General features: G+C 59.0%; 20 protein-coding genes. 8 read left to right on the forward strand and 12 right to left on the reverse strand.

Annotated elements, in window-relative coordinates; translation table 11 throughout:
* Positions 1–265: 265 nt before the first annotated feature.
* The 6 genes from ACQK2G_RS00920 (at position 266) to ACQK2G_RS00945 (ending at position 6843) form a co-directional block, all read left to right on the forward strand.
* On the forward strand, positions 266–1579 hold the full coding sequence (locus ACQK2G_RS00920; RefSeq protein ID WP_425403127.1) for an MFS transporter: 1314 nt from the start codon (positions 266–268) through the stop codon (positions 1577–1579).
* A gap of 4 nt (positions 1580–1583) precedes the next feature.
* Positions 1584–2708, forward strand: coding sequence for an NAD(P)H-dependent glycerol-3-phosphate dehydrogenase (locus ACQK2G_RS00925; protein WP_425403128.1), 1125 nt, complete (start codon positions 1584–1586; stop codon positions 2706–2708).
* Positions 2705–3505: an HAD family hydrolase gene (locus ACQK2G_RS00930; protein WP_425403129.1), complete on the forward strand. Its 801-nt coding sequence runs from the start codon at positions 2705–2707 to the stop codon at positions 3503–3505. Before ACQK2G_RS00925 ends, ACQK2G_RS00930 begins: the two co-directional genes overlap by 4 nt.
* Positions 3502–5022: a glucosylglycerol-phosphate synthase gene (gene ggpS / locus ACQK2G_RS00935; protein ID WP_425403130.1), complete on the forward strand. Its 1521-nt coding sequence runs from the start codon at positions 3502–3504 to the stop codon at positions 5020–5022. Before ACQK2G_RS00930 ends, ggpS begins: the two co-directional genes overlap by 4 nt.
* A gap of 120 nt (positions 5023–5142) precedes the next feature.
* Positions 5143–5937: a DUF2189 domain-containing protein gene (locus ACQK2G_RS00940; protein ID WP_425403131.1), complete on the forward strand. Its 795-nt coding sequence runs from the start codon at positions 5143–5145 to the stop codon at positions 5935–5937.
* Positions 5938–6105: 168 nt separating this feature from the next.
* Positions 6106–6843 carry a GntR family transcriptional regulator gene (locus ACQK2G_RS00945; protein WP_425403132.1) on the forward strand — a complete coding sequence of 246 codons (738 nt, stop codon included), beginning with the start codon at positions 6106–6108 and terminating at the stop codon, positions 6841–6843.
* A 53-nt stretch (positions 6844–6896) separates the two neighbouring features.
* On the opposite strand, the gene ACQK2G_RS00950 is transcribed toward ACQK2G_RS00945, so the two are convergent.
* From ACQK2G_RS00950 to ACQK2G_RS00975, 6 genes are read right to left on the reverse strand one after another with little or no spacing between them, the layout of a single operon-like run.
* Positions 6897–8261 carry an aminotransferase class III-fold pyridoxal phosphate-dependent enzyme gene (locus ACQK2G_RS00950; protein WP_425403133.1) on the reverse strand — a complete coding sequence of 455 codons (1365 nt, stop codon included), beginning with the start codon at positions 8259–8261 and terminating at the stop codon, positions 6897–6899.
* A complete protein-coding gene (locus tag ACQK2G_RS00955) occupies positions 8251–9048 on the reverse strand; it encodes a carbon-nitrogen hydrolase family protein (RefSeq protein ID WP_425403134.1) in 798 nt (265 codons plus the stop codon). The genes ACQK2G_RS00950 and ACQK2G_RS00955 overlap by 11 nt, the downstream gene beginning before the upstream one ends.
* A gap of 13 nt (positions 9049–9061) precedes the next feature.
* Entirely contained in the window at positions 9062–10090 is a 1029-nt protein-coding gene (locus ACQK2G_RS00960; RefSeq protein WP_425403135.1) for an extracellular solute-binding protein, read from the reverse strand.
* 17 nt (positions 10091–10107) lie between these two features.
* Positions 10108–10926: an ABC transporter permease gene (locus ACQK2G_RS00965; protein WP_425403136.1), complete on the reverse strand. Its 819-nt coding sequence runs from the start codon at positions 10924–10926 to the stop codon at positions 10108–10110.
* Complete coding sequence (locus ACQK2G_RS00970) at positions 10926–11831, reverse strand: ABC transporter permease (protein ID WP_425403137.1); 906 nt, start codon at positions 11829–11831, stop codon at positions 10926–10928. The genes ACQK2G_RS00965 and ACQK2G_RS00970 overlap by 1 nt, the downstream gene beginning before the upstream one ends.
* 17 nt (positions 11832–11848) lie before the next feature.
* Positions 11849–12922, reverse strand: coding sequence for an ABC transporter ATP-binding protein (locus tag ACQK2G_RS00975; RefSeq protein WP_425403138.1), 1074 nt, complete (start codon positions 12920–12922; stop codon positions 11849–11851).
* Positions 12923–13012: 90 nt separating this feature from the next.
* On the opposite strand from ACQK2G_RS00975, the gene ACQK2G_RS00980 reads away from it, so the two are divergent.
* Together ACQK2G_RS00980 and katG are read left to right on the forward strand one after the other, a co-directional pair.
* Positions 13013–13813 carry a helix-turn-helix transcriptional regulator gene (locus tag ACQK2G_RS00980; RefSeq protein ID WP_425403139.1) on the forward strand — a complete coding sequence of 267 codons (801 nt, stop codon included), beginning with the start codon at positions 13013–13015 and terminating at the stop codon, positions 13811–13813.
* A 294-nt stretch (positions 13814–14107) separates the two neighbouring features.
* Entirely contained in the window at positions 14108–16267 is a 2160-nt protein-coding gene (gene katG / locus ACQK2G_RS00985) for a catalase/peroxidase HPI (RefSeq protein WP_425403140.1), read from the forward strand.
* A gap of 72 nt (positions 16268–16339) precedes the next feature.
* On the opposite strand, the gene ACQK2G_RS00990 is transcribed toward katG, so the two are convergent.
* The 6 genes from ACQK2G_RS00990 to ACQK2G_RS01015 all read right to left on the reverse strand — a co-directional run bounded on the left by ACQK2G_RS00990 (position 16340) and on the right by ACQK2G_RS01015 (position 21604).
* Positions 16340–17254 carry an HAD-IIA family hydrolase gene (locus ACQK2G_RS00990; protein WP_425403141.1) on the reverse strand — a complete coding sequence of 305 codons (915 nt, stop codon included), beginning with the start codon at positions 17252–17254 and terminating at the stop codon, positions 16340–16342.
* On the reverse strand, positions 17254–18072 hold the full coding sequence (gene phnE / locus ACQK2G_RS00995) for a phosphonate ABC transporter, permease protein PhnE (RefSeq protein WP_425403142.1): 819 nt from the start codon (positions 18070–18072) through the stop codon (positions 17254–17256). The genes ACQK2G_RS00990 and phnE (ACQK2G_RS00995) overlap by 1 nt, the downstream gene beginning before the upstream one ends.
* Positions 18072–18884, reverse strand: a complete 813-nt coding sequence (phnE, locus tag ACQK2G_RS01000) for a phosphonate ABC transporter, permease protein PhnE (RefSeq protein ID WP_425403143.1) — start codon at positions 18882–18884, stop codon at positions 18072–18074. Before phnE (ACQK2G_RS01000) ends, phnE (ACQK2G_RS00995) begins: the two co-directional genes overlap by 1 nt.
* Positions 18881–19675, reverse strand: coding sequence for a phosphonate ABC transporter ATP-binding protein (phnC, locus tag ACQK2G_RS01005; RefSeq protein ID WP_425403144.1), 795 nt, complete (start codon positions 19673–19675; stop codon positions 18881–18883). Before phnC ends, phnE (ACQK2G_RS01000) begins: the two co-directional genes overlap by 4 nt.
* 82 nt (positions 19676–19757) lie before the next feature.
* Positions 19758–20735: a phosphate/phosphite/phosphonate ABC transporter substrate-binding protein gene (gene phnD, locus ACQK2G_RS01010; RefSeq protein ID WP_425403145.1), complete on the reverse strand. Its 978-nt coding sequence runs from the start codon at positions 20733–20735 to the stop codon at positions 19758–19760.
* Positions 20736–20893: 158 nt separating this feature from the next.
* Positions 20894–21604: a substrate-binding periplasmic protein gene (locus ACQK2G_RS01015; protein WP_425403146.1), complete on the reverse strand. Its 711-nt coding sequence runs from the start codon at positions 21602–21604 to the stop codon at positions 20894–20896.
* Positions 21605–21633: the final 29 nt, after the last annotated feature.

The following is a 21633-nucleotide window of genomic DNA, read 5'->3' on the forward strand; positions in this document are numbered from 1 at the left end:
TGCGCCGTTTCGAGAGGAAGGCTCAGGAATGAAATGGCACGAAGTTATGAACCTTTTTCTTTCCGGTTCATGACGACGCCCCTTTTCTTCGTGCGGAGGTCCGTTTTTCGTCGTCTCGACGCCAAATGGCAAAATGCTGCAATAGCGAACAAAAATGCTGCAGTTGCGAAATTTCTGGTCGGGATTATAATCGTTTCGGAAATAAACAGCGAAGAGGTCGCGTCATCTCAGTATCCGAACGAAAAGATGAGTGGGGGGTTAACCCATGCTGACCGCGTTGGTGCGGATAACTCCTTTCACGATGCTGTTGTTGAGTGTTGCTCTGCTGATGTTGGGCATCGGGCTTCAAAACACTCTTCTGGGCGTCCGGGCCGGGCTGGAGGACTTCTCCAGCATCGAGGTCGGGAGCCTGATGGGGTTCTACTTCTTCGGATTCCTAGCCGGTTCTCTGCTGTCTCCCGTCTATGTCTCGCGCGTCGGCCATATCAGAACATTTGCCGGGCTGGCATCGCTCGCATCCTGCGCGGCGCTGCTTCATCTCGTGCTTGTCGATCCGATCTCCTGGAGCGTGTTCCGTTTCATTACCGGGTTTTGCATCGCCGGCCTTTATCTCGTTGTAGAAAGTTGGCTGAACGGACGTGCGGAGAAGGAATTTCGCGGCGTCCTGTTGTCGGCTTATTTCTTCGTGAACCTGGGCGCCGTCGCTTTCGGGCAATTATTGCTCCAGGCGGATGACCCTAAGAGTTTCGAACTGTTCGTCTATGCGTCGGTTCTCGTGTCGCTCGCGGTCTTGCCCGTCGGATTGACCCGGACGGAAGCGCCGGCGGCAACGCGAACCGCGCATTTCAGCTTCAGCGGTTTGTCGCAAATTTCACCTTTCGCCTTTGTCGGCACGGCGATGGCCGGCATCGCGAATGGGGCCTTTTGGGGATTGGCGCCGCTTTACGGCGTGCAGGTCGGGGCAATGCCCGATGAAATCGCTGTTGCAATGACGGTTACCATTTTGGGCGGGGCCGCCATGCAACTGCCGCTGGGCCGCCTGTCGGACCTGATTGACCGCCGAGTCGTGATCAGTAGCGCCAATGTGGTGCTCGGTGTCATTGCCGGCATGATTGCATTTGGTGCGTTCGGCAGCGGTTCGACATTGCTGGCAGTAGCCTTCCTGTTCGGCGGTCTGTTGCTGACCCAGTACGGCCTGTGCATCGCCCACGCGAACGACTTCGTGGGCGATGGCGATTTTGTCCAACTCGCCAGTGCGCTCCTGCTTGTTTTTGGCGGCTGCGCCGCGATCGGACCTGTCCTCGGCTCGGTCATGATGACGTTGTTCGGGCCGATTGCCCTGTTCTGGCTGATTGCCGCCTGCGCCGTCGCCACCACGATTTATGCCCTTTGGCGGATGACGCGCCGTGAAGCCTCTGATGCGCCGGGCGCTCAGGACTTCGCCCCGGCCGCCGCTGGGTTGTCCGGCGCCATTCTGGCCCCTACCGACGCCGCGCTCGAAGGGGTGGGTGACGATGCGCCGATCGAGCCGCTTCCTCTCATGGAGGCCGAGATGGATACCAGTGACAAGGAGCGATAGGGCAGTGAACGCAATCGATCATTGGACGATGCCGCGCCGACGATTTGAAACGCTTGCGGTGATTGGTGCAGGCGCTTTCGGTACGGCGCTGTCGGCCGCCGCCGCTCGTGCCGGGCTGGCCGTGCGTCTGTTCGGGCGTAATGCGGAAACGGTCGATGAGATCAACCGCGACCGCCTAAACACGGCATATCTGGGCGACACGGTATTGCCAGACGGCATCCAGGCTTTCACCGAAATTGAGGACGCGCTGCAAGGGGCGGAGGCCGCGTTGCTGGTTGTTCCATCCGCCGGGATCCGGGACGCCGCGCGAGCGATGCGTGCTGTCTGCCGTCCCTTGATGCCCGTGGTTATCTGCGCCAAAGGGGTCGAACCTTCGACGGGGCTGTTACTCAGCGATGTCGTGCGTGAGGAAATGCCGGGGCACCCCGTGGCGGCGCTATCCGGTCCGACTTTCGCGGATGAGATCGCGGCGGACCTTCCCACAACAGTAACCATTGCGGCGGCCCTTGCCCCGGGGGAAGCGCTCGATACCGGGTTGGCCGCCCGATTGGCGCTGTCCTTGAGTGCTGGATCCTTCCGAGCCTACGTCTCCGACGACCTGACGGGGGTTGAGATCGGCGGCGCGATGAAAAACGTGATCGCCATCGCGTGTGGGATCTCGCGCGGCGCTGGATTCCGCGCGAACATGACGGCCGCATTGATCACACGCGGCTTGGCGGAAATGACCCAGTTGGCCACCGAACTCGGCGGCCGTGCCGATACGATCAGCGGCCTGTCCGGCCTTGGCGACCTGACGCTGACCTGCTCCAGCGAGCAGTCACGCAACCTGCGTTTCGGTCTGCAACTGGGGGGCGGTGCGAAACGCGAACAGACCTTCGACGGGGCCCCGGTGATCGTGGAAGGGGTTCGTAATTCAGTCTCCGTCACGGATCTGGCGCGCCGACATGGGTTGACCCTGCCGATCTGTGAGGCGGTCCGTGCCATTGTCCATGACGACGCGGATATTGTCTCGACGCTGGGCCTGCTATGGGCCCGTCCGCTGGAAGCGGAGTCGCATGAGATCGATGTGACAATCCGTCATCCGAACGCATCCGAGGCTCGGGAAAAGATTGAAGGATTGATCGGATGAATGCGCCGAACGAAAACAAAGAAGTTGTATTCACCTTGGCGACCGACCTTGACGGAACCTTCCTGGGCGGGTCGGAGAGTGAACGACAGGCTTTGTACAATTGGATCGAAATGCACCGGTCCATTGTCGAGCTGATCTTCGTGACCGGCCGGGATCTACCCTTTATCGAAAGTGCCTGCGCGGATGGGGTCATGCCATGGCCCGATTTCGTCGTCGGTGACGTCGGCACGACCATCGCATCGCGAGACCAGTCCACCAACCGGCTTTCGCCGGATGCGACAATGGAGGCTCCGATAGCGGCCCTGTGGGGCGAAGGCATAGCCGCCATACGCGATCATCTCGATGCGACACCGGGGATCACGCCGCAAACCGGTCCGTTTCGGTATCGGATGAGCTACCACTACGATCCCAACCGCTTCGATCGCGTGACAACACGCGTGATCGAAGCTGCCGGGTTCGATTGTCTTATCTCGGATGACCGGTTCCTTGACGTTTTGCCCAGAGGGGTCAGCAAGGGGCCGTCGCTGCTGAGGCTGCTCGAAACGCAGCGCGTCCCGACAAATCGCGTTCTCGTGGCAGGCGATACGCTAAACGACCTGTCCATGTTCGAGACGGGGCTACAAGGCGTGGCGGTGGGGAACAGCGAGCCCGCCCTGATGAGAAAGATCGAGGATCGCGAGAACGTCCTTGCAGCGCAGCGTCATGGGGCTGGTGGTGTTCTTGAAGCCATCGAGTTCTTTGGTTTCGCCGATACGGTGGCGCGCGCAATTGAAATGGAAATGGAGGTGCCGGCATGAGTGAAAAGAAGTCCGATCTTGTCATTGTCTATCATCGTCAACCCTATGAGGAGGTCGTCGAGAACGGCGTTCTGGTTCGGCGAGAGAACAAAAGCCCGAACGGAATCGTGCCGACCCTGAAGAGCTTCTTTGGACATGTCGACCAGGGATCCTGGATTGCCTGGAAGGAGGCGGCCGACCCGAGCAACCCGGACTTTGAGCGCGTTGTCGAAATTTCGGACGCCTATGGCGATTACCGTGTCGCGAGGCTCGCTCTTTCGCGGGAACAGGTGCGGAGTTTCTATCATGTCACGTCAAAGGAAGCGCTGTGGCCGGTGCTGCATGCCTTTCGCGAGCGGTACAATTATGACCCGGTCGACTGGCCGACCTTTCGAGAGGTGAATTTCGCCTTCGCCCAGGCCGCGGCCCAGGAAGCGAGCGACGATGCGACCATCTGGGTGCACGACTATAATCTGTGGCTCGTGCCGGAATATCTTCGCCAGATGAAGCCGAATGCGAAAATCGGCTTTTATCATCACACGCCGTTCCCGGGGCCGGATACATTCAACATACTGCCCTGGCGACGGGAAATCGTCGGATCGCTCTTGAAATGCGATGTGGTCGGATTCCACATCGCCCGATACGCCCAGAATTTCGCGGCCGTCTGCGAAAGCCTGTTCGAGCTCGATGCGGTGGAGCGGGCCCCGGTCGAGACAGTGGACATCGACCTTCGCGGCGCTCTCTCCGAACTGAAAACGCCCGTGGCGCTTACCCATGAAGGCCGACGTGTGCGGGTCGCCGCCACCCCGGTGGGAATCGATGTCGATTTCGTGGAGGAGCGCGCCGAAGCGGCCGAAACAGCGGCTTTGGAAAAACGGATCGATGAAGAACTCAACGGCAAACGTCTGCTTCTTTCCGTGTCCCGTACGGACTACACCAAAGGCGGCGTGGAACTGCTCTACGCTTACGAACGTCTCCTGGAGCGGCGGCCGGAACTGCATGGTGACGTCCGATTGCTGCTGGTGTCGGTCGCGGCGAATAACGGCATGGCGGTTTATGAACAGGTTCAGCAGGAAATCGAGGGATTGGCCGGCCGCATCAATGCCCGTTTCGCCCAATTCGACTGGCAGCCGGTACATTTGATGTCGACTCCGATTCCTTTCCAGGAATTGGCCGCGTTCTACCGGCGGGCGGATGTGTGCTGGATCACGCCTTTGGCGGACGGGTTGAATTTGGTGGCGAAGGAATTCGTCGCCTCTCGCACGGATGGCCGCGGCGCACTGGTGTTGTCCGAATTTGCGGGTGTCTCGGTTGAACTGCCGCATGCAGTGCTTTGCAACCCGTTTTCAACGCGGTCGATGGACCAAGCCATTGATCAGGCGTTGGACATGCCTGTCGAGGAAGTAAACCAGCGGATGGAATCCATGCGCAAAGCTGTGCAAAACCACACGATCGGCGACTGGGCCGACGATTTGCGCGCGGCGATGGCGCCGCCGAAGGTTCAAGCCCTCCCCTTCGTGAACCGAAAAATTGCCTAAATCGCATGCGCCGCCGCTGAAGCACGGGCTGGCCTGATCGGAAAACCTTGCATAAAATAGGGTTAATGCATCCCGAGAGATGCTCCTAATGACAAGCGGCTTCCAGAGAAAGGCCCGGATATGCAAGCGGAGACGGAACAGGCCCAGGTTCAGCAGCCAATCCGGCTGGATGTAAAGGTGGCGACATTTGACGATGTAAAAGCCGCTTTTGGTGCGGGGCTGCGTGACTTCACGCGACGCCCGATGCTCAGCATGTTTTTCGGCCTCGTTTATGCGCTTTTCGGGGCGCTGTTGGTCGCCGGGTTCGCGGTGTTCGATCAATTCTGGATGGTCGTGGCCGTGGGGGTCGGATTCCCTCTGGTCGCACCGTTCCTCGCGGCCGGCCTCTACGAAATGTCACGCCGTCTGAAGAGTACGGATTCCTTTTCGGCGACCGATATTTTCCTGGTCATCTTCCGACAGCAACGGCGGGAGTTCGGCTGGATGGCCTTTGTGGTTCTGTTCGTCTTCTGGATATGGGCCTATCAGGTACGCCTCATTTTCGCGATCACGCTGAACTTTCAAGGCTTCAGGTCTCTGGAGCATTTGTTCCAGAACCTGCTGACGACCGGCGACGGGCTTGTATTCCTGGCGGTCGGCTCCGCGGTCGGTGCGGTTTTGTCCACCATCCTGTTTTCGATCACCGTCATTGCCATGCCGCTATTGCTGGACAAGAACGTTGACTTCGTAACCGCGATGATCACCAGCGTGAAATCGGTACTGGCCAGTCCTTTTGTCATGCTTTGCTGGGGGGCGGCCGTCGGCGCTTTGGCCCTGGCCGCCATTGCGCCGCTTTTCGTCGGCGTGATTTTTGTTTTTCCCGTCCTCGGCCATGCATCCTGGCATCTATACGAAAGCTTGATTTCGGAAAAGTAACGGCGGACCGCGGCGGAAAGGATTTCGATCTCTCCCGGAAATGGCGCCAAGCCTGAATTGAGGTCAGATCCTCTTTCTGTGTTTTCTTGCCCATTCGGATATCCGATAATGCAACCCGACAAGGCGATTGCCTGACACGACAAGACAATTACCGAAACCGGTTCGGCAATGAAGACAGACAAGAACAAGGGTGATGCCGAACAACAGGCACAGCGTTCGTCGGAAGTCTCCGTCGATGGAGGGACCCGCCTCGCCGGCCGGGGCGATGCGCTTTCAGGCAATGTCTATCAACAGATCAGGAACGCGATCATCTCCGGCGAGTTGGCGCCGGGACAACGTGTCACTGAAACCAAACTTGCCGATTCCCTGAATGTCAGCCGTACACCGATCCGCGAGGCCGTTCAGCGCCTTGAAACAGAGGGCGTGTTGCGGCATTCGCCGCGCCAGGGTCTGACCGTTCGGCAGCTCGAATACCAGGAAGTGGTAGAGCTGTATGCCATGCGCCTTGTGCTGGAGAGTACGGCAGCAGGCCTTTCCGCGCAGCAGGCTACCGATCCTGAAATCGAAATACTGACCGACATCGTTGAGATGGAGAGCGCGGCGCTGGAAGACGATCCGAAACAATCGGTCAACTACAACAAGATTTTCCACGAAACGCTCGCGCAGTCGGCCCATAACCGCTACCTGATCGACAGTATCCGCGCGCTCGACAATTCGATGATACTATTGGGCGGCTCGACCTTGGCGGAAGGAGCCCGCCGGAAGCAAGCGGTTGACGAACATCGCGCCATTGTTGATGCGATCAGGGCCCATGATCCGGACGCCGCGCGGGATGCCATGGCTCTGCATATCAAGGGGGCCCAGCGGAAACGGCTGCAAATGTTCATGCGAAGCCAGACGGGTTAGGCCGTCCAACCTCGCATGATCGCTGAAGCCCGGCGCCGCGGCGGGCGACGTGCCTAAAGGTTCGATGAAACCTCGGCAATGCTCTCCCGCAGGATCCCGACGATCTTGTGGATCTGGCCTTCCGACAGGATCAGTGTCGGCGATAGGATCAGGATATTGCCGAGCGGCCGGGCAATCAGGCCGCGTGCCTGGCAGGCCTGGGCCACTTTGAGGCCGATGGCCTCGTGTTCCTCGAATTCCTTCTTGGTTTCCTTGTCCTTCACGAACTCGATGCCCATCATGAAATGGCTGCCACGGACCTCGCCGACGATTTCCATATCGTCCAAGGCGCGCAGGGCATTCTCGAAAATTTTGCCGGTGGTGCGGACGCGCTCGGGTATCTGTTCCCGCTCCAGCAGCGCGATATTGGCAAGCGCCGCGGCAGAGGCGGCCGGATGGCCTGAATAGGTCATGCCGTGAAGGAACTTTTCGCCCGGTTCGGAAATCACTTCATGGATCTCGTCCGAAATGATGGTCGCCGACATCGGTTGGTAACCGGAGGTCAGGCCCTTGGCGGTGGTGATGATGTCCGGGGTGACGCCGAAGACGTCCTTCGACGCGAAGAAATGGCCAAGCCGTCCAAAGGCGGTAACCACTTCGTCGGCGATGTATTTGATTTCGTTCTCCGCGCAAACAGCGGCCATGCGGGCATGGTACCCTTCCGGCGCGACGATGATGCCGCCGGCGCCCATGATCGGTTCGGCGATGAAGGCGCAGATATTCTCCGCACCGATCTTTTCGATCGAAGAGCGGAGATCCTCAACAAGAAGATCGAGGAATTCTTCCTCTGAAACACCGCCGCCATGCCGCCAGTAATGCGGAGAGCGAAGATGGTGAACCAAGTCATCGGCACTGTCCCAACCTTTCGAATAGGCGGGCGTGGTCATGGCGATCGCCAGATGGGTGGAGCCGTGATAGGCGCCGATGCGGCTTAGGATCTTCTTCTTGTTCGGACGGCCGAGACGATTGTTGTAGTGATGCAGCATCCGCACGGCACTGTCATTCGCAACGGATCCGGAATTTCCGAAATGGACCTTGTTGAGGTGGCCGGGCGCCAGTTCCGAGATCTTTACCGACAGCGCGGCGGCGGTCGGGTGCGTGAAATTGTAGAAGGTGGAGTAGAAATCGAGCTGGTTCAGCTGATCGGTGATCGCGTCGATGATTTCCTTCCGGCGGTGGCCGGCATTGACGCACCACAATCCGCCTATCCCGTCTATCAACTCGTTGCCTTCGCTGTCGCGAACCATCGTGCCCTCGGCTTCGACGATGACGGTGCGGGCTCCGTCCTGTTTCAACGCGTTCAGATCGGCGAAGGATTGAATCAAATGCGTGTCAGCGGTCAGCACCCCGTCGGTGCTGGTATCCAGGTCAAGCGTCATCGGTTTTCCCAATCCTCCTGTAATCCGCTTGTTGTTGTGAGAGTAAGGTCTGATCGATCGTGTCGAGCGCGGACAGATCGGTCACCAGAAGAGTTTCGCCGGTCCCGGCTGAGGCGAGCGCCTTGCCGTCAGGGCCGACGATGACGGAGCGGCCGCCGAAGGCTATATCGCCTTCCTTGCCGCAGAAATTTGCATAGGCGATGGTCAACCGCATTTCAGCCGCGCGGGCAGGCACCAGGATATCCGATACATATTCGAAACCGCGTGGGTTTGCCGTCGGCACCAGGATCAACGAAACGCCCTGGTTCGCCAGTGCAATGCAATGCTGCGGAAATTCTACATCATAACAGATCAGCAGGGCGGCCTTGCGGCCCGCCAGTTCGAAGACGGTATAACAGTCTCCGAATTCGAAGCTGGCTTGTTCCATCGGGCCGTAGAGTTGGATCTTCCGGTAATGGGCGATCCTTTCGCCGCTCTCGTCGAAACAGGTGGCTGCGTTGAAGACCTTGCCGTCGAATTGTTCGGCCCAACCGATGGTCAGGCCGCAGCCCGCCTTTCTTGCGATTTCCGAAAGCCTCTCCGTCCACTCCCCGTCCAATGGCTGGGCGAGGGAGCGGTGGAGATCGGGCCGGTTGTAGCCCGGTATGAAAACCTCGGGGAACACGGTCATCCGTGCGCCCGATAGGGCGGCGGCCGACAGCTGTTTTTCGATGCGGATGAAGCCCGCTTCGATGTCGCCGCCGATCGCCGGTCCCTGGTACAGGGCGAGTTTCATCGATTTGCTCACCGATTGCCCCGTCCTATTTCTTCAGGTTGGTCCAGATCGCGTCATAAAGGACTTGGACATCCTGCGGGCAGGCCTGAACGAAGACGCCTTTCTGACCCGCGGGCGGGTTTGATTCAGGCGAATTCGCCACTGCCGGATCCAGGAAGGGGGTGACGCCTTTCACACCGGCGGTGTATTGCGCGTAATTCGTGACGGCTGCCGCGTTTTCCGGTTCCAGCAGGAAGTTCATGAACTTCAACGCGTTTTCACGGTTGGGCGCGTCCTTCAGCAGAACGACGTTGTCCATCCAGACGATGTAGCCCTCTTTCGGGAAGGCATATTCGATATTGGCGCCTTCCGAACGCGCCTTGGCGGAAAAGCCCGACCAGATCATGCCGGCAGCCGCATCGCCGGATACCAGGACGTCCTTGGCGACATCCGAACCGAAGGAGGCCCAGTGTTGCTTGGCGTCCTGGACCAATGCGTTCAGCTCTTTCAACTGTGCTTTGTCCGGGCTGCACTGGGGGATGCCCAGATACAGGGAAGCGAGTGTCAGAGTTTCTCCCGCCGTGTCGAGGACGTTGATCTTGCCCTTCAATTCTTCAGGCGGATCGAAGATGAGCGACAAACTGTCGATTGGACCTGAATAGACATCACGGTTGACGGAGAAGGAGGTTGATCCCCACTGATAGGGAATTGAGCTCTTGCGGCCCGGATCGAAACCGACATCCGCCCACTGAGCCTCGATATTACCGAAGTTGGAAAGCTCGGACGGTTCGAATGTATCGAGCATTCCTTCGTTGCCGAGGATCTCGACCATGTAGTCCCCCGGCACGGCGACGTCGTAGGCGCCCAGCTTGCCTGCCTTCAGGGAGGCGAGCAGCGCTTCGTTGCTGTCATAGGTGTCCATCGTCACCTCGACGTCATACTGCTTTGCGAATTTATCCAGCAGTTCCTGCGGGATGTATTCAAACCAGTGATAGATCGATAGTTTGCCTTCGGCCTGTGCCGCGCCGGTGAGCGCGAAAAAAGCCAAGGAAGCGGTCATGAGAAGTTTCTTCATTTGAAGCTCCACTCTGTTCAAGTTTCTTGGTTCTTGTTCTGACCCGTCCGGCCGATCAGCCAGGACAGGGAAACGAAGACCACCGACACGATGAGCATCAACGTGGAGATGGCCATGATATTGGGCTTGATGCCCTGTTTGACCGATCCGAAAATTGCGGTCGGCAAGGTCTCGATGCCTGCCCCTTTCACGAAATTGGTGATCAGGAAGTCGTCGAGGGAAATAATGAAGGCGAGAAGGAAGCCGGACAGTATTCCCGGCGTCATCAGCGGCAGCAGCACCAATTTGAATGCTTCGCGCGGCGTGGCGTAAAGGTCCATCGCCGCCTGTTCGTACATGTCGGGAATGCTCTGCATCCGCGCCGATATCGGCAGATAGGCGAAGGGAATGCAGAAAACGATATGGGCAATCAGGATGGTGGTCAGCCCCGTTGTGAATCCGATCGCCGTGAAGAAAACCAGACTGGCGACGGCCGTCACCACTTCCGGCACCATCAATGGTAAGCTGATCAGCGCAAAGCTCAGTGTTTTCCCCCGGAACCTTCCCGTCCGCGTCATCGCGACGGATGCCAGTGTCGCGATCGTCGTCGCGGCAATCGCCGCGGTTACAGCGATGACGAGAGAGTTGATCGCCGCCTGTTGGAATTTCGGCGCCTCAGGACCGGTGAAAACGTCGATATACCATGCAAGCGAAGTGCCGCCCCATTTGGTGATCGAGGTGGAAGCATTGAAGGAATAGACCGCAACAACGATCAGCGGCGCATAGAGGACGACAAGGCAGATGATCGTAATCGTCAGGAAGCCGGGGAAGCGGCGCAGGTCTGTCTTGGCGGCCATCAGCGCTCTCCCCCCTTGTTGTGGTTGCGGGCATAGATCAGCAGGACCGCCATGACGATGCTGAGAAGGATGGTCGAAGCGGCCGCGCCGAAGGGCCAGTTTCCGGCACTGCCCTTGAATTGTTCCTCGATCAGGGAACCGATCATGAAGGTTTTGGCGCCGCCCAGCAGATCGGGGGCGAGGAAGGCGCCGAGGGAGGGAACGAAAACCAGGATGCAGCCCGCGATGATTCCCGGTTTCACGACCGGCAGGATCACCAGCCACAGGGTGGTCCAGATGTTCGAATAGAGATCCGCCGCCGCTTCGGAGAGCGAGAAGTCATAGCGTTCCACCGCGGCGTAGATCGGCAGAACCATGAAGGGCAGATAGCTGTAGAACAGACCCAATTGAACGGCGAAGTTGGTGTTGATCAGACTGATCGGTTCGCTGATCGCACCGGTCCAGATCAGGAATTCGTTCAATGGCCCGGTGTCGCGGATCAGGAACTTCATCGACACGGTGCGGATCAGAAGATTCACCCAATAGGGGATCGTCACCAGAAACAGCCAGATCGACCGGGTGCTGGGCCGTCGTGTCGCGATGAACCAGGCGGTTGGGAATCCGATCAGCAGGCAGGCGATGGTCGCCAGGCCGGCTTGCCAGATCGACCGCCAGAAGATGCCGATGTATGTCCATTCGATGCTGGGCGGTTCATCGCCGAACAGACCGCGGTCGAAAAAGAACTGATCGTAGGCGGCAAGGGTAAACTCCCAGATGACGCCGCCCCGAAATTCCTTTGTCAGGAAGGAATAGGTCACCATCATACCGACCGGGGCGAGCAGGAAGATGCCGATCATCACCCAGGCGGGGATCATCAGTTTGGCGCTGTTCCCTTTATAAACAGTCGAGGCGCCCTCGCCGCCCATTGTCGCCCCGGCAGCCATCAGTCGGCGAGAAGGCGCGCTGCGCCTTTCTCCAGTTTTAGGCCAACGCTGGCCCCTTCCTCAGGCACCACCGTCGTTTCCGAGTTTTGCAGCCGGACCGTCATGGCCTCTTTATCCGCCAGGCAGACATGGATTTGGATATCGGTTCCCAGATAGACCCGCCCGGTGACCGTGGCGTCCAGATCACCGGTGCCCGGCGCGCAAAGCGTTATTCGCTCAGGCCGGACGGATAGGTGCCCCTTGCCGGCGCCGCGCATTGCGGCGGCCGGACAGATGAAATCGTGCCCACCCGGCAGTGACAGTCTCGCCATGCCATCGGCGACCGCATGAACGTCGACATCGAGCAGGTTCGTCTCGCCAATGAAGTCGGCGACGAATCGATTGATCGGGCTCTCGTAGATTTCGGGCGGTGTGCCGATCTGCTGGACTTCCCCGTTCGACATCACCGCGATACGGTCCGACATGGTCAGCGCCTCTTCCTGATCGTGTGTCACGAAGACGAAGGCGATACCGGTTTCCCGTTGAAGGGCTTTCAATTCCACGCGCACGGCCTGGCGGAGTTTCAGGTCCAGGGCGGAGAGGGGCTCGTCGAGCAGCAGGACGGTGGGGCGCGGGGCAAGGGCGCGGGCAAGCGCGACGCGCTGCTGCTGGCCGCCGGAAAGCTGCGCCGGTTTGCGCGCGGCGTAGTCGCCCAGTTGCACCATCTCCAGCACTTGATCGGCGCGCTTTGCCGCTTCCGGTTTGGTCCAGCCGCGGCGCAGCATGCCGAACATGACATTTTCCGTCACGGTCATATGGGGAAACAGCGCGTATTGCTGGAAGACCGTGTTGACCGGACGTTTGTGGGGCGGCAGTCCGGTTATATCCTCGCCCTTCAGGCGGATGGAGCCGCTGCTGACATCCTCGAAACCGGCGATCGCACGCAACAAGGTGGTCTTGCCGCAGCCCGATGGGCCGAGAAGCGTAAAAAATTCATTCTCCCGGATCGCCAGCGATACACCGTGCAAGGCGGTGAAGGAACCATACCGTTTGACGACGTTGTCGATATCGACCGCAATCTCCGCACTGGCCATTGAATACTCTTTTTTGATACCCCTGCTTTATAGGATAAAACGGTAATTCTCTCGCTGGTGGGGGTATATACCCCTAAAGAGGTATGTGGGATGGAACTGCCGAATTCGGCCGAAAATCACCTGGGGCAGGCGATCGCGGCGTTGGCGACGGACAGGTTCGAACACGCGCTGTTCGAATGGCTGAACCGATGTTTCGAAATCGACAACACCACCATGCTGGCCTATTTCCAAAACCGGGTGCCGGAGATCATGTTCACGCATGCCGTCGAACGGAACGTGCATGAGAAGCTTTTCAGCGATTATGTCCCGGGCGCCTATCTGCTTGATCCGTTCCATGCGCTGCATGTGGACGGCGCGCCGCCGGGCCTCTATCGACTGAAGGACATCGCGCCGGATCAGTTCCACCGCAATGAATACTATGCCGCTTATTATCAGCGCACGACGTTGATCGACGAGATGGCATACATTGCCTATCCGGCGGAAGGCGTATCCGTGCAGATCTGTCTGGGACGCGACAAGACATCGGGCCAGCGCTTTTCCGCGCGCGATATTCAGAAGGCGGAGAGAATCTCGCCTATCGTCTGCGGTCTAATCGAACAGCGATGGTCCGGATTGCAGTCGACAGGCGATTACCGCAGCGAGGACTTGGCCGGGCATCTCATATCGGCTTTGCAGCAACAGCACGGTGTGGCGCTCAGTCCGCGTCAAGCCGAGGTCGCGATCCTGATCCTGCGTGGGCATTCCTCGGTTTCAATCGGACTGCGTCTGGGCATCAGTCCGCAGACGGTCAAGGTTTTCCGCAAACAGCTCTATCGCCGATGCGGGATATCCTCTCAAGCCGAGTTGTTTTCGCTGCTGATGCCTCTGTTGTCGACGACGGAGAGCGTCTGACACCGACGTGTCCGAGGTCTTCCTCGAACAATTAATCGAAAAAATCGTACGCCAAGACGAAAATAATCAATTTTCCCAATTTTCAATGTGGCGGTATCTTCAAAAAGTCGAAACGAAAAGTATCGACGAATTGAGCGGCGGTGCTGGTAAAGGACGCGACGGGACGCAACCTCCACACGCGTGAAACGTAGATTTGTTAGGCATGGTGGGCGTGATCGGAACGCGTGATCGCTTCGTTAACCGCCTTGGCTGAGCCGCAGATAATCAAACGAAACTCTTAAGGGAGTGGTAGACATGACTGTATCCAAATGCCCAGTGATGCATGGTGGGAATACTTCCACCAGCAGTTCGGTAATGTCTTGGTGGCCGAATGCGCTCAACCTGGACATCCTTCATCAGCACGACACGAAGACCAATCCTATGGGAAAGGACTTCGATTATCGTGAAGAAGTCAAAAAACTCGACGTCGAGGCGCTCAAGAAAGACATGCATGCCCTGATGACCGACAGCCAGGACTGGTGGCCGGCGGATTGGGGGCACTACGGCGGTCTGATGATCCGAATGGCATGGCATGCTGCCGGTTCCTACCGCTTGGCCGACGGCCGTGGTGGCGGTGGGACGGGCAACCAGCGCTTTGCTCCCCTGAACTCCTGGCCGGACAATGTCAGTCTGGACAAGGCGCGCCGTCTGTTATGGCCGATCAAGAAGAAATACGGCAACAAGGTCAGCTGGGCCGATCTGTTCATTTTGGCAGGCAACATTGCCTATGACTCAATGGGTCTGAAGACCTTTGGTTTCGGGTTTGGCCGGGAAGATATCTGGCATCCCGAGAAGGATGTTTATTGGGGCGCCGAGAAAGAATGGCTCGCGCCGAGCGACACCCGCTATGGTGATGTCGACAAGCCGGAAACGATGGAAAATCCGTTGGCCGCCGTCCAAATGGGTCTGATCTACGTCAACCCTGAAGGTGTGAACGGCAAGCCCGATCCGTTGAAAACTGCCGCGCAGGTCCGCGAGACCTTCGCCCGTATGGCGATGAACGACGAGGAAACCGTCGCGTTGACCGCAGGCGGCCACACCGTCGGCAAGACCCACGGAAATGGCGATGCCGACGCGCTGGGACCGGATCCGGAAGCGGCCGATGTCGACCAGCAGGGCTTCGGTTGGGCCAACCCGAATATGGGCGGAAAGGCCGCGAATGCGGTGACCTCCGGCATCGAAGGCGCCTGGACCTCCAATCCGACACAGTTCGACATGGGTTATTTCGACCTGCTGTTCGGTTATGAATGGGAATTGAAGAAGAGCCCCGCCGGCGCCCAGCAATGGGAACCGATCGATATCAAGGAAGAGCATAAGCCGGTGGATGCGACGGATCCGTCGATCCGGCACAATCCCATCATGACCGACGCGGACATGGCCATGAAGATGGATCCGGCTTATCGGGAAATCTGCCAGAAGTTCATGGCGGACCCCGAATACTTCCGGGATACCTTCGCGCGGGCCTGGTTCAAGCTGACTCATCGCGACATGGGCCCAAAGGTCCGCTACATCGGACCGGACGTTCCGGAAGAAGATCTGATCTGGCAGGACCCGATCCCGGCCGGCAGCACCGGCTATGATGTCGATGCCGTCAAGGCGAAGATCGCGGCCAGCGGCCTTAGCATTGCCGAGATGGTCTCCACCGCCTGGGACAGCGCCCGCACCTATCGGGGGTCCGATATGCGTGGCGGTGCGAACGGTGCGCGTATCCGGCTTGCTCCGCAGAAAGATTGGGAAGGCAACGAGCCTGCCCGTCTGGCCAAGGTTTTGGGTGTTCTGGAACCGATCGCTGCCGAAGCCGGTGCCAGTGTCGCCGACGTGATCGTGCTCGCCGGGAATGTCGGTATCGAGCAGGCGGCGAAGGCGGCGGGCTTCAATGTCGAGGTCCCCTTCGCGCCGGGCCGTGGCGACGCGACCGACCAGATGACGGATGCCGAGTCCTTCGACGTACTGGAACCGGTGGCTGACGGCTATCGCAACTGGTTGAAGAAAGACTATGTCGTCAGCCCCGAGGAACTCATGCTCGACCGGACTCAGTTGATGGGGCTGACCGCGCCGGAGATGGTCGTGCTGGTCGGCGGCATGCGGGTGCTGGGCACCAACCACGGCGGCACCAAGCACGGTGTGTTCACGGATCGTGAAGGGCAGTTGACGCCGGACTTCTTCGTCAACCTGACCGACATGGCCTATGAATGGAAACCGGCGAGCAAGAACGTCTACGAGATCCGCGATCGGAAGACCGGTGACGTAAAGTGGACGGCGACGCGCATGGATCTGGTCTTCGGATCGAATTCCGTCCTGCGAGCCTATTCGGAAGTCTATGCCCAGGACGACAACGCAGAGAAGTTCGTTCGAGACTTCGTTGCCGCTTGGACCAAGGTCATGAATGCCGACCGCTTCGACTTGGAAGCGTAATCGGCTCAGCCTTTAAAGCTTGAAGGAGAGCCCGCCGGAAACGGTGGGCTTTTCTTTTTGGCCTTGGCCCAATCAAGGTGTCGGGATGATGTAGTCCGGTGAGATCCTGGACAGTTCGATTCCCTTCTCGAAATCCGCATTGGCGAAGAAGCCGTGATCGGTAATCAGGATGGTGCCGATACCGGCTGCCAATCCACCCAGTATGTCGGTCTGCAATGTGTCGCCGACCATGGCGATGCGATTGCGGTCGATCGAGGGAGGCACAATGTCGAGCACGGTGTCGAAAGCGGCCTTGAAGGGCTTGCCGAAGAACTCGGGTTCGATGCCGCTGGCATCGGCCATGTTATGGGCATAGTGGCCCGGTTCCCAGGACATGCCGCCTTCCACCGGGGCCACGATATCCGGGTTGCCCACCAGCACCGTTCTGGGGCGTTCTTTCAGGGCTGCCTCGATCAAGGTCTGCCGTTTCGGCGACCATTCGCTGCTACCGAACAGGATGAAGGCGTCCGCGGCCGCGTATGGGGCGGCGTCCTCGGCGAGGAAGGAAATGTCGTAGTCTTCCAGTTCCTCCAGGCCGAATTTGGCAGCGGCCATGATAGCCCAATGCTGTTTCGGCTGCGTGCGCAACCTGCGCAGCAGGACCTGTCGGCTGGATACGACGTTGGTGGGATCGAAGGTAAAGCCCAGCCGGGCATAGCGCTGCATCAAGAGGCGCTTGGGGTAGCCCGCGGCATTGGTCAGGACGATTACCGTCTTGCCCATCCGCTGCAGTTCGGTAACGGCTTGGACCGCACCCGGGATGGCTGCTTCCCCGACGTTCAGAACGCCGAAACCGTCCAGCACGAAAGCATCGAAACGGTCCGCCAGTGCAAGAAGACCTGCGGCGCGTTCCGCCGCGCCCTGCCTGGGCGCCTTGGGCAGGCGATGTCTCACTGCCTCATAGGCTTTGAATGCCTTGAGGGTCGCTTCCGGGGCACGCAGTTCCATCAGATGATCGCGCCCCGTACCTTGGCCGAAACCCACTCGCTCAGCACCACCGCGAACAGAATGACAATCAGGATCAGCGAGACCTGCGGCCATGCAAGAACGTTCAGCGAGGCGGAAAGCTGCAGGCCGATACCCCCCGCGCCGACCAAACCCAGAACCGTGGATTCGCGAATGTTGATATCCCAACGGAAGACGGCGACCCCGGCGAAGGCCGGCATGATCTGCGGTACGATTCCATAGGCCATTACCTGCCAGCGGGACGCGCCAGTGGCGGTTATCGCCTCGACCTGCTTGTGGTCGATTTCCTCGATCGCTTCATACAGCAGCTTGGCGCAGAAACCGATCGAGCGGATCGCGATCGCCAACACGCCGGCAAAAACGCCCGGTCCGATGATGGCGATCAACAGCAGCGCCCAGATCAGGGAGTTGATCGACCGGGTCGAGACGATGATCAGCAGCGCGACAGGCCGAATGAATGCCTTGCTTGGGGTCGTGTTCCGCGCGGCCAGGAAGGCCGTCGGAACCGCCAGCAACAAGGCCAGCAGCGTGCCCAGTGTCGCGATGTTCAGCGTATCCCAGATTGGTTCCCACAACTGCGTGATGTAAAGCCATTTCGGTGGCGTCGCCCGGGTCAGGATATCGCCCGCGATACGCGGTGCGTCCCAGACGAAGAACCAGGTTGTCGACTCTGAAATCTGCTGCCAGCAGGCGACGAAAACGGCCACGCCCGTGAACCAGGATGCCCAGCTGACCAGTTGTTCGCGTCGGTTCCGCTTTTGCCAGACCTTCCGGCCGTCAGCGCTTTGTTCTACCGGCATTACTGCACCCGTGCCCGAATGATGCCGGAAAGGTATTCCAGGACCATGACTATTCCGATGATAAGCATGAGGATCGCCGCGGCGGTATCGAATTCATACCGGTCGAAAGCGGTGTTGAGGGTAGCGCCAATCCCGCCCGCGCCGACCAGGCCCAGAATGGCGGATTCGCGGAAGTTGATGTCGACCCGGTACATGGAAAGACCGATCAATCGCGGCATCACCTGCGGCTGAACACCGTAATTGATCCATTGCAGCCAGCTTGCGCCGGTCGACTTGATGGCCTCCGCCTGCACGCGGTCCATGGCTTCGATGTCTTCCGCCAGCAATTTCGACAGGAAGCCGATGGTGGCGAAGGACAGTGTCAGGAAGCCGGCCAGCGGTCCGAAGCCGAAGATCGCGACCAGCAGGATCGCGACGATGATTTCCTGCAACGCGCGTGAGAGGGCGACAATCCCGCGGCAGACCAGATAGACCGGCAGCGGCGCAATATTACGGGCCGCGCCCAGGCCGATGGGGATGGAGATCAGAATGCCGACAACGGAAGCCGCGACCGTCATGATCAGGCTTTCCAGCATGCCGTCCCATATGTCGCCCGCCCGGGATACGAAATCAGGCCGGGTAAAGGACATGATGAAGGCGGCCCCGCGGTCTAGACCTTCATAGACGCGCGACCAATTCACCTCGATGGAGGCTATCGCGGCGACGAGGTAAAGAACCGCGCCAAGTCCAAGCGTCCAGCGCAGCCAGACGCGCTTTATGAAAGGCGGCTTGCGCCATGGTTGCCCCAGTTTGGTGTCGAGCGCGGTCGTCATGCAACGGCTGCCTCTGTGTCCTCGTCTTCGTCCTTGCGGATGGTCGCCTGCCAATCCTCTTCGCCGTAAATCTCCGTCAGCACGTCCGGTGTCAAGGCCGTCGGCGCTCCATCGAACCGGATCGATCCGGCCTGCAAACCGATAACGCGCTGCACGAACATTTGTGCCAGGGCGACATCGTGAATGTTGATGATCGCAGCCAGACCGCGTTCCTCACACAATTCACAGATCAATCGCATGATCTGGCGCGAGGTTTTGGGGTCCAGCGACGCTGTCGGTTCGTCGACCAGCAACAGCGATGGGTTCTGTATCAGGGCGCGACAGATGCCGACGCGCTGACGCTGGCCGCCCGAGAGTTCGTCGGCGCGTTTGTCCGCCATCGCCAGCAGGCCTACGCGGTCCAGCAGACGAAAGGCTTCATCCACATCGGCCTGCGGGTATTTTCGCAGGAAACTGCGCCAGAACCCGACATATCCGAGGCGCCCCGACAGGACGTTTTCCATCACCGTCAGCCGCTCGACCAGGGCGTACTCCTGGAAGATCATGCCCATTCGGCGACGCTCGCGCCTCAGGCCGGTGGCGCTCAAATCCGTCACATTGATATCGTCCAGCAGGACCTCTCCGCTTGTCGGTTCGACGAGACGGTTGATGCAGCGGATCAAGGTGGATTTGCCGGCCCCGGACGGACCGATCAGCGCAACGACCTGACCATTGGGGATTTCCAGATCTACCGAGACCAGGGCCTTGTCGCCGGTTCGATAAGTCTTCGTAAGCGATTTAAGACTCAGCAAAAGCGTATTCTCTTTTGGCTTGAATGGAACGTCTCAAAAAAGGAACCGGCGGCGCAGAATAAACGCCGCCGGGGATACCTTCTTATTCGCAGGCGTAGGAAACGCCGTTGGCCGTGTCAATCTTGCGGATGACTTCCCAGAATTCCTTATAGGTCATTTCCAGGAACTGGCCTTCGTTGGACTTCTCGAATTCCTTCTGCAGGCTGCTGCCTTCCCATTCGAAGGTGAAGAAGGCTTCGCGAATCTTTTCCTGCAGTTCCGGCTTCAGGTTGTGAACGACGCCGAAACCGGTGGTCGGAAAAGTCTGCGACTTATAGATCGAAATTACCTGTTCCGGCTTCAGCACGTCGCGCTGGATCATCCGCGCCAGGACCGAGTTCGCGATGGACGCGGCGGGATAATCCTTGTTGGCGACGCCGAGGATCGAGTTGTCGTGCTTGCCGGAGAAGACCGGTTCGAAGTCCCGCTCCGCGATCATGCCGAAATCAGCCTTCAGGATCGCAGAAGGCGCCTTGAAGCCCGAATTCGAGGTCGGCGACGTGAAGGCGAGCTGTTTTCCCTTGATGTCCTCGACCTTCTCGATTCCGGAACCCGGATAGGTGAGGATTTCCATTTCGTACCCGAAGTTCCCGTCCTTCGAGGCCATGATCGTGAAGGGACGGAACCCGGCGCAATTAACGGCCAGTGGATTGGATCCGGTGTTGAAGCCCGCGATGTGCAGGCGCCCGGACCGCATAGCCTCAATCTGGGCGGCATTTGACTGCACCGGGAAGAACACGACGGATTTACCCGTTTTCTCTTCCAGATACTCCAGGAAATCGGACCAGGCTTCTTTGTAAACGGCGGGGTCTTCGACGGGCGTATAGGCGAAGATCAGCGTGTCCGGGTCGATCTGCTGGGAAGGATCGGTCGGAACATCGGCGATCAGGTCGCCGTCCCGGTCGCAATACCGTTTATCCAGATCGCCGCGCGGGCAGTTTTCTTGGGCAGACGCCGTCGTCGTGGAAAACGCCAATGCAGCCAAGACCGCACCGGCGAGCAGAAAGTTTTTCTTGATCACGCTGAACCTCCCCTGAGTCACTGTTCTTTGGTCCGGATAGATGGTCCGGATAATGTTACAATTTTGTTACATAACATCGAAGGGCAGGCGGGGAAATATCGTTTTCCGAAGGTTGCAGAGAAGGTTGGTAAACGGCGGTCGACTGCCGAACCGCTTTTCTAGCGGCACCCGTCGACAGCCCGGTTGAAGTGCGGCAGGAAGTCCGGCTTTGACTGAAGAAACCGGTGAGAGAAGTAGACGCCCAGCGGATCTTCCCTGATCAAGTGCCGGCGCAACGGCCCGATATCGATCCCTTCCACCAGGGCTTGGTTCTCCAAAACGGCGACGGTGACCAGAGCGGCGTCGATATGGCGGTTCAGAACCATGCTCGCCAATTGCCAGTGGTGGTCGGGCGGTGTCGCGATCCGGTATCCGTTCTCTTCCAACCAGAACAGCAGGTTCGAGCCAGCCTCGCTTGTGACCGTTGCTTCAGCCTTGAATTTAGGAGAATCCGGCAGCAACGGATTGTCCTTCCTCATGAACCATGCCCAGGTATTGTAAACCAAAGGCGCGGAGAACATCGCGAAACCGTCACGTTCCTGGTTCGGACTTGCAGGGAAGAAGGCATCCGCGCGGCCTTCGCGAACCTCGTTCTGTGCCCGTTTCCAGGGTAGGAACCTGACACGGTACGGTTGCTTCATTCTTTGAAAAGCGCATTTCAAGACGTTGCCCGACAATCCGCCAGGCTGCCCCGATTCGTCCGTGATATAAGGTGCCCAGGCCTGGGTGGTTAGAACGATTTCAGGCGAAGCACGTGCCGGGCCCGAGAAGTTGACAAAACACAGGGCAATAAGCCCTGCCATCGCCATGTGCGATGCTGTCCGCATCATTGGTGTCGCGATCACCCGCTTTTACCTCA

This window comes from Hwanghaeella sp. (genome assembly GCF_965227365.1).
In the GTDB taxonomy this organism is placed as follows: Bacteria; Pseudomonadota; Alphaproteobacteria; order UBA8366; family Aestuariispiraceae; genus Hwanghaeella.

Excerpts from the sequence above, each read along its gene's own strand:
- ggpS (WP_425403130.1), top strand. The coding sequence starts at position 3,502 with ATGAGTGAAAAGAAGTCCGATCTTGTCATTGTCTATCATCGTCAACCC.
- ACQK2G_RS00950 (WP_425403133.1), bottom strand. The coding sequence starts at position 8,261 with ATGACGCTTGACCTGGATACCAGCACCGACGGGGTGCTGACCGCTGAC.
- ACQK2G_RS00970 (WP_425403137.1), bottom strand. The coding sequence starts at position 11,831 with ATGGGCGGCGAGGGCGCCTCGACTGTTTATAAAGGGAACAGCGCCAAA.
- ACQK2G_RS01015 (WP_425403146.1), bottom strand. The coding sequence starts at position 21,604 with ATGATGCGGACAGCATCGCACATGGCGATGGCAGGGCTTATTGCCCTG.
- ACQK2G_RS00945 (WP_425403132.1), top strand. The coding sequence starts at position 6,106 with ATGAAGACAGACAAGAACAAGGGTGATGCCGAACAACAGGCACAGCGT.
- ACQK2G_RS00980 (WP_425403139.1), top strand. The coding sequence starts at position 13,013 with ATGGAACTGCCGAATTCGGCCGAAAATCACCTGGGGCAGGCGATCGCG.
- ACQK2G_RS00930 (WP_425403129.1), top strand. The coding sequence starts at position 2,705 with ATGAATGCGCCGAACGAAAACAAAGAAGTTGTATTCACCTTGGCGACC.
- phnE (WP_425403142.1), bottom strand. The coding sequence starts at position 18,072 with ATGCCGGTAGAACAAAGCGCTGACGGCCGGAAGGTCTGGCAAAAGCGG.
- ACQK2G_RS00920 (WP_425403127.1), top strand. The coding sequence starts at position 266 with ATGCTGACCGCGTTGGTGCGGATAACTCCTTTCACGATGCTGTTGTTG.
- ACQK2G_RS00960 (WP_425403135.1), bottom strand. The coding sequence starts at position 10,090 with ATGAAGAAACTTCTCATGACCGCTTCCTTGGCTTTTTTCGCGCTCACC.
- ACQK2G_RS00990 (WP_425403141.1), bottom strand. The coding sequence starts at position 17,254 with ATGGAACTGCGTGCCCCGGAAGCGACCCTCAAGGCATTCAAAGCCTAT.
- ACQK2G_RS00940 (WP_425403131.1), top strand. The coding sequence starts at position 5,143 with ATGCAAGCGGAGACGGAACAGGCCCAGGTTCAGCAGCCAATCCGGCTG.
- phnE (WP_425403143.1), bottom strand. The coding sequence starts at position 18,884 with ATGACGACCGCGCTCGACACCAAACTGGGGCAACCATGGCGCAAGCCG.
- ACQK2G_RS00975 (WP_425403138.1), bottom strand. The coding sequence starts at position 12,922 with ATGGCCAGTGCGGAGATTGCGGTCGATATCGACAACGTCGTCAAACGG.
- katG (WP_425403140.1), top strand. The coding sequence starts at position 14,108 with ATGACTGTATCCAAATGCCCAGTGATGCATGGTGGGAATACTTCCACC.
- ACQK2G_RS00965 (WP_425403136.1), bottom strand. The coding sequence starts at position 10,926 with ATGGCCGCCAAGACAGACCTGCGCCGCTTCCCCGGCTTCCTGACGATT.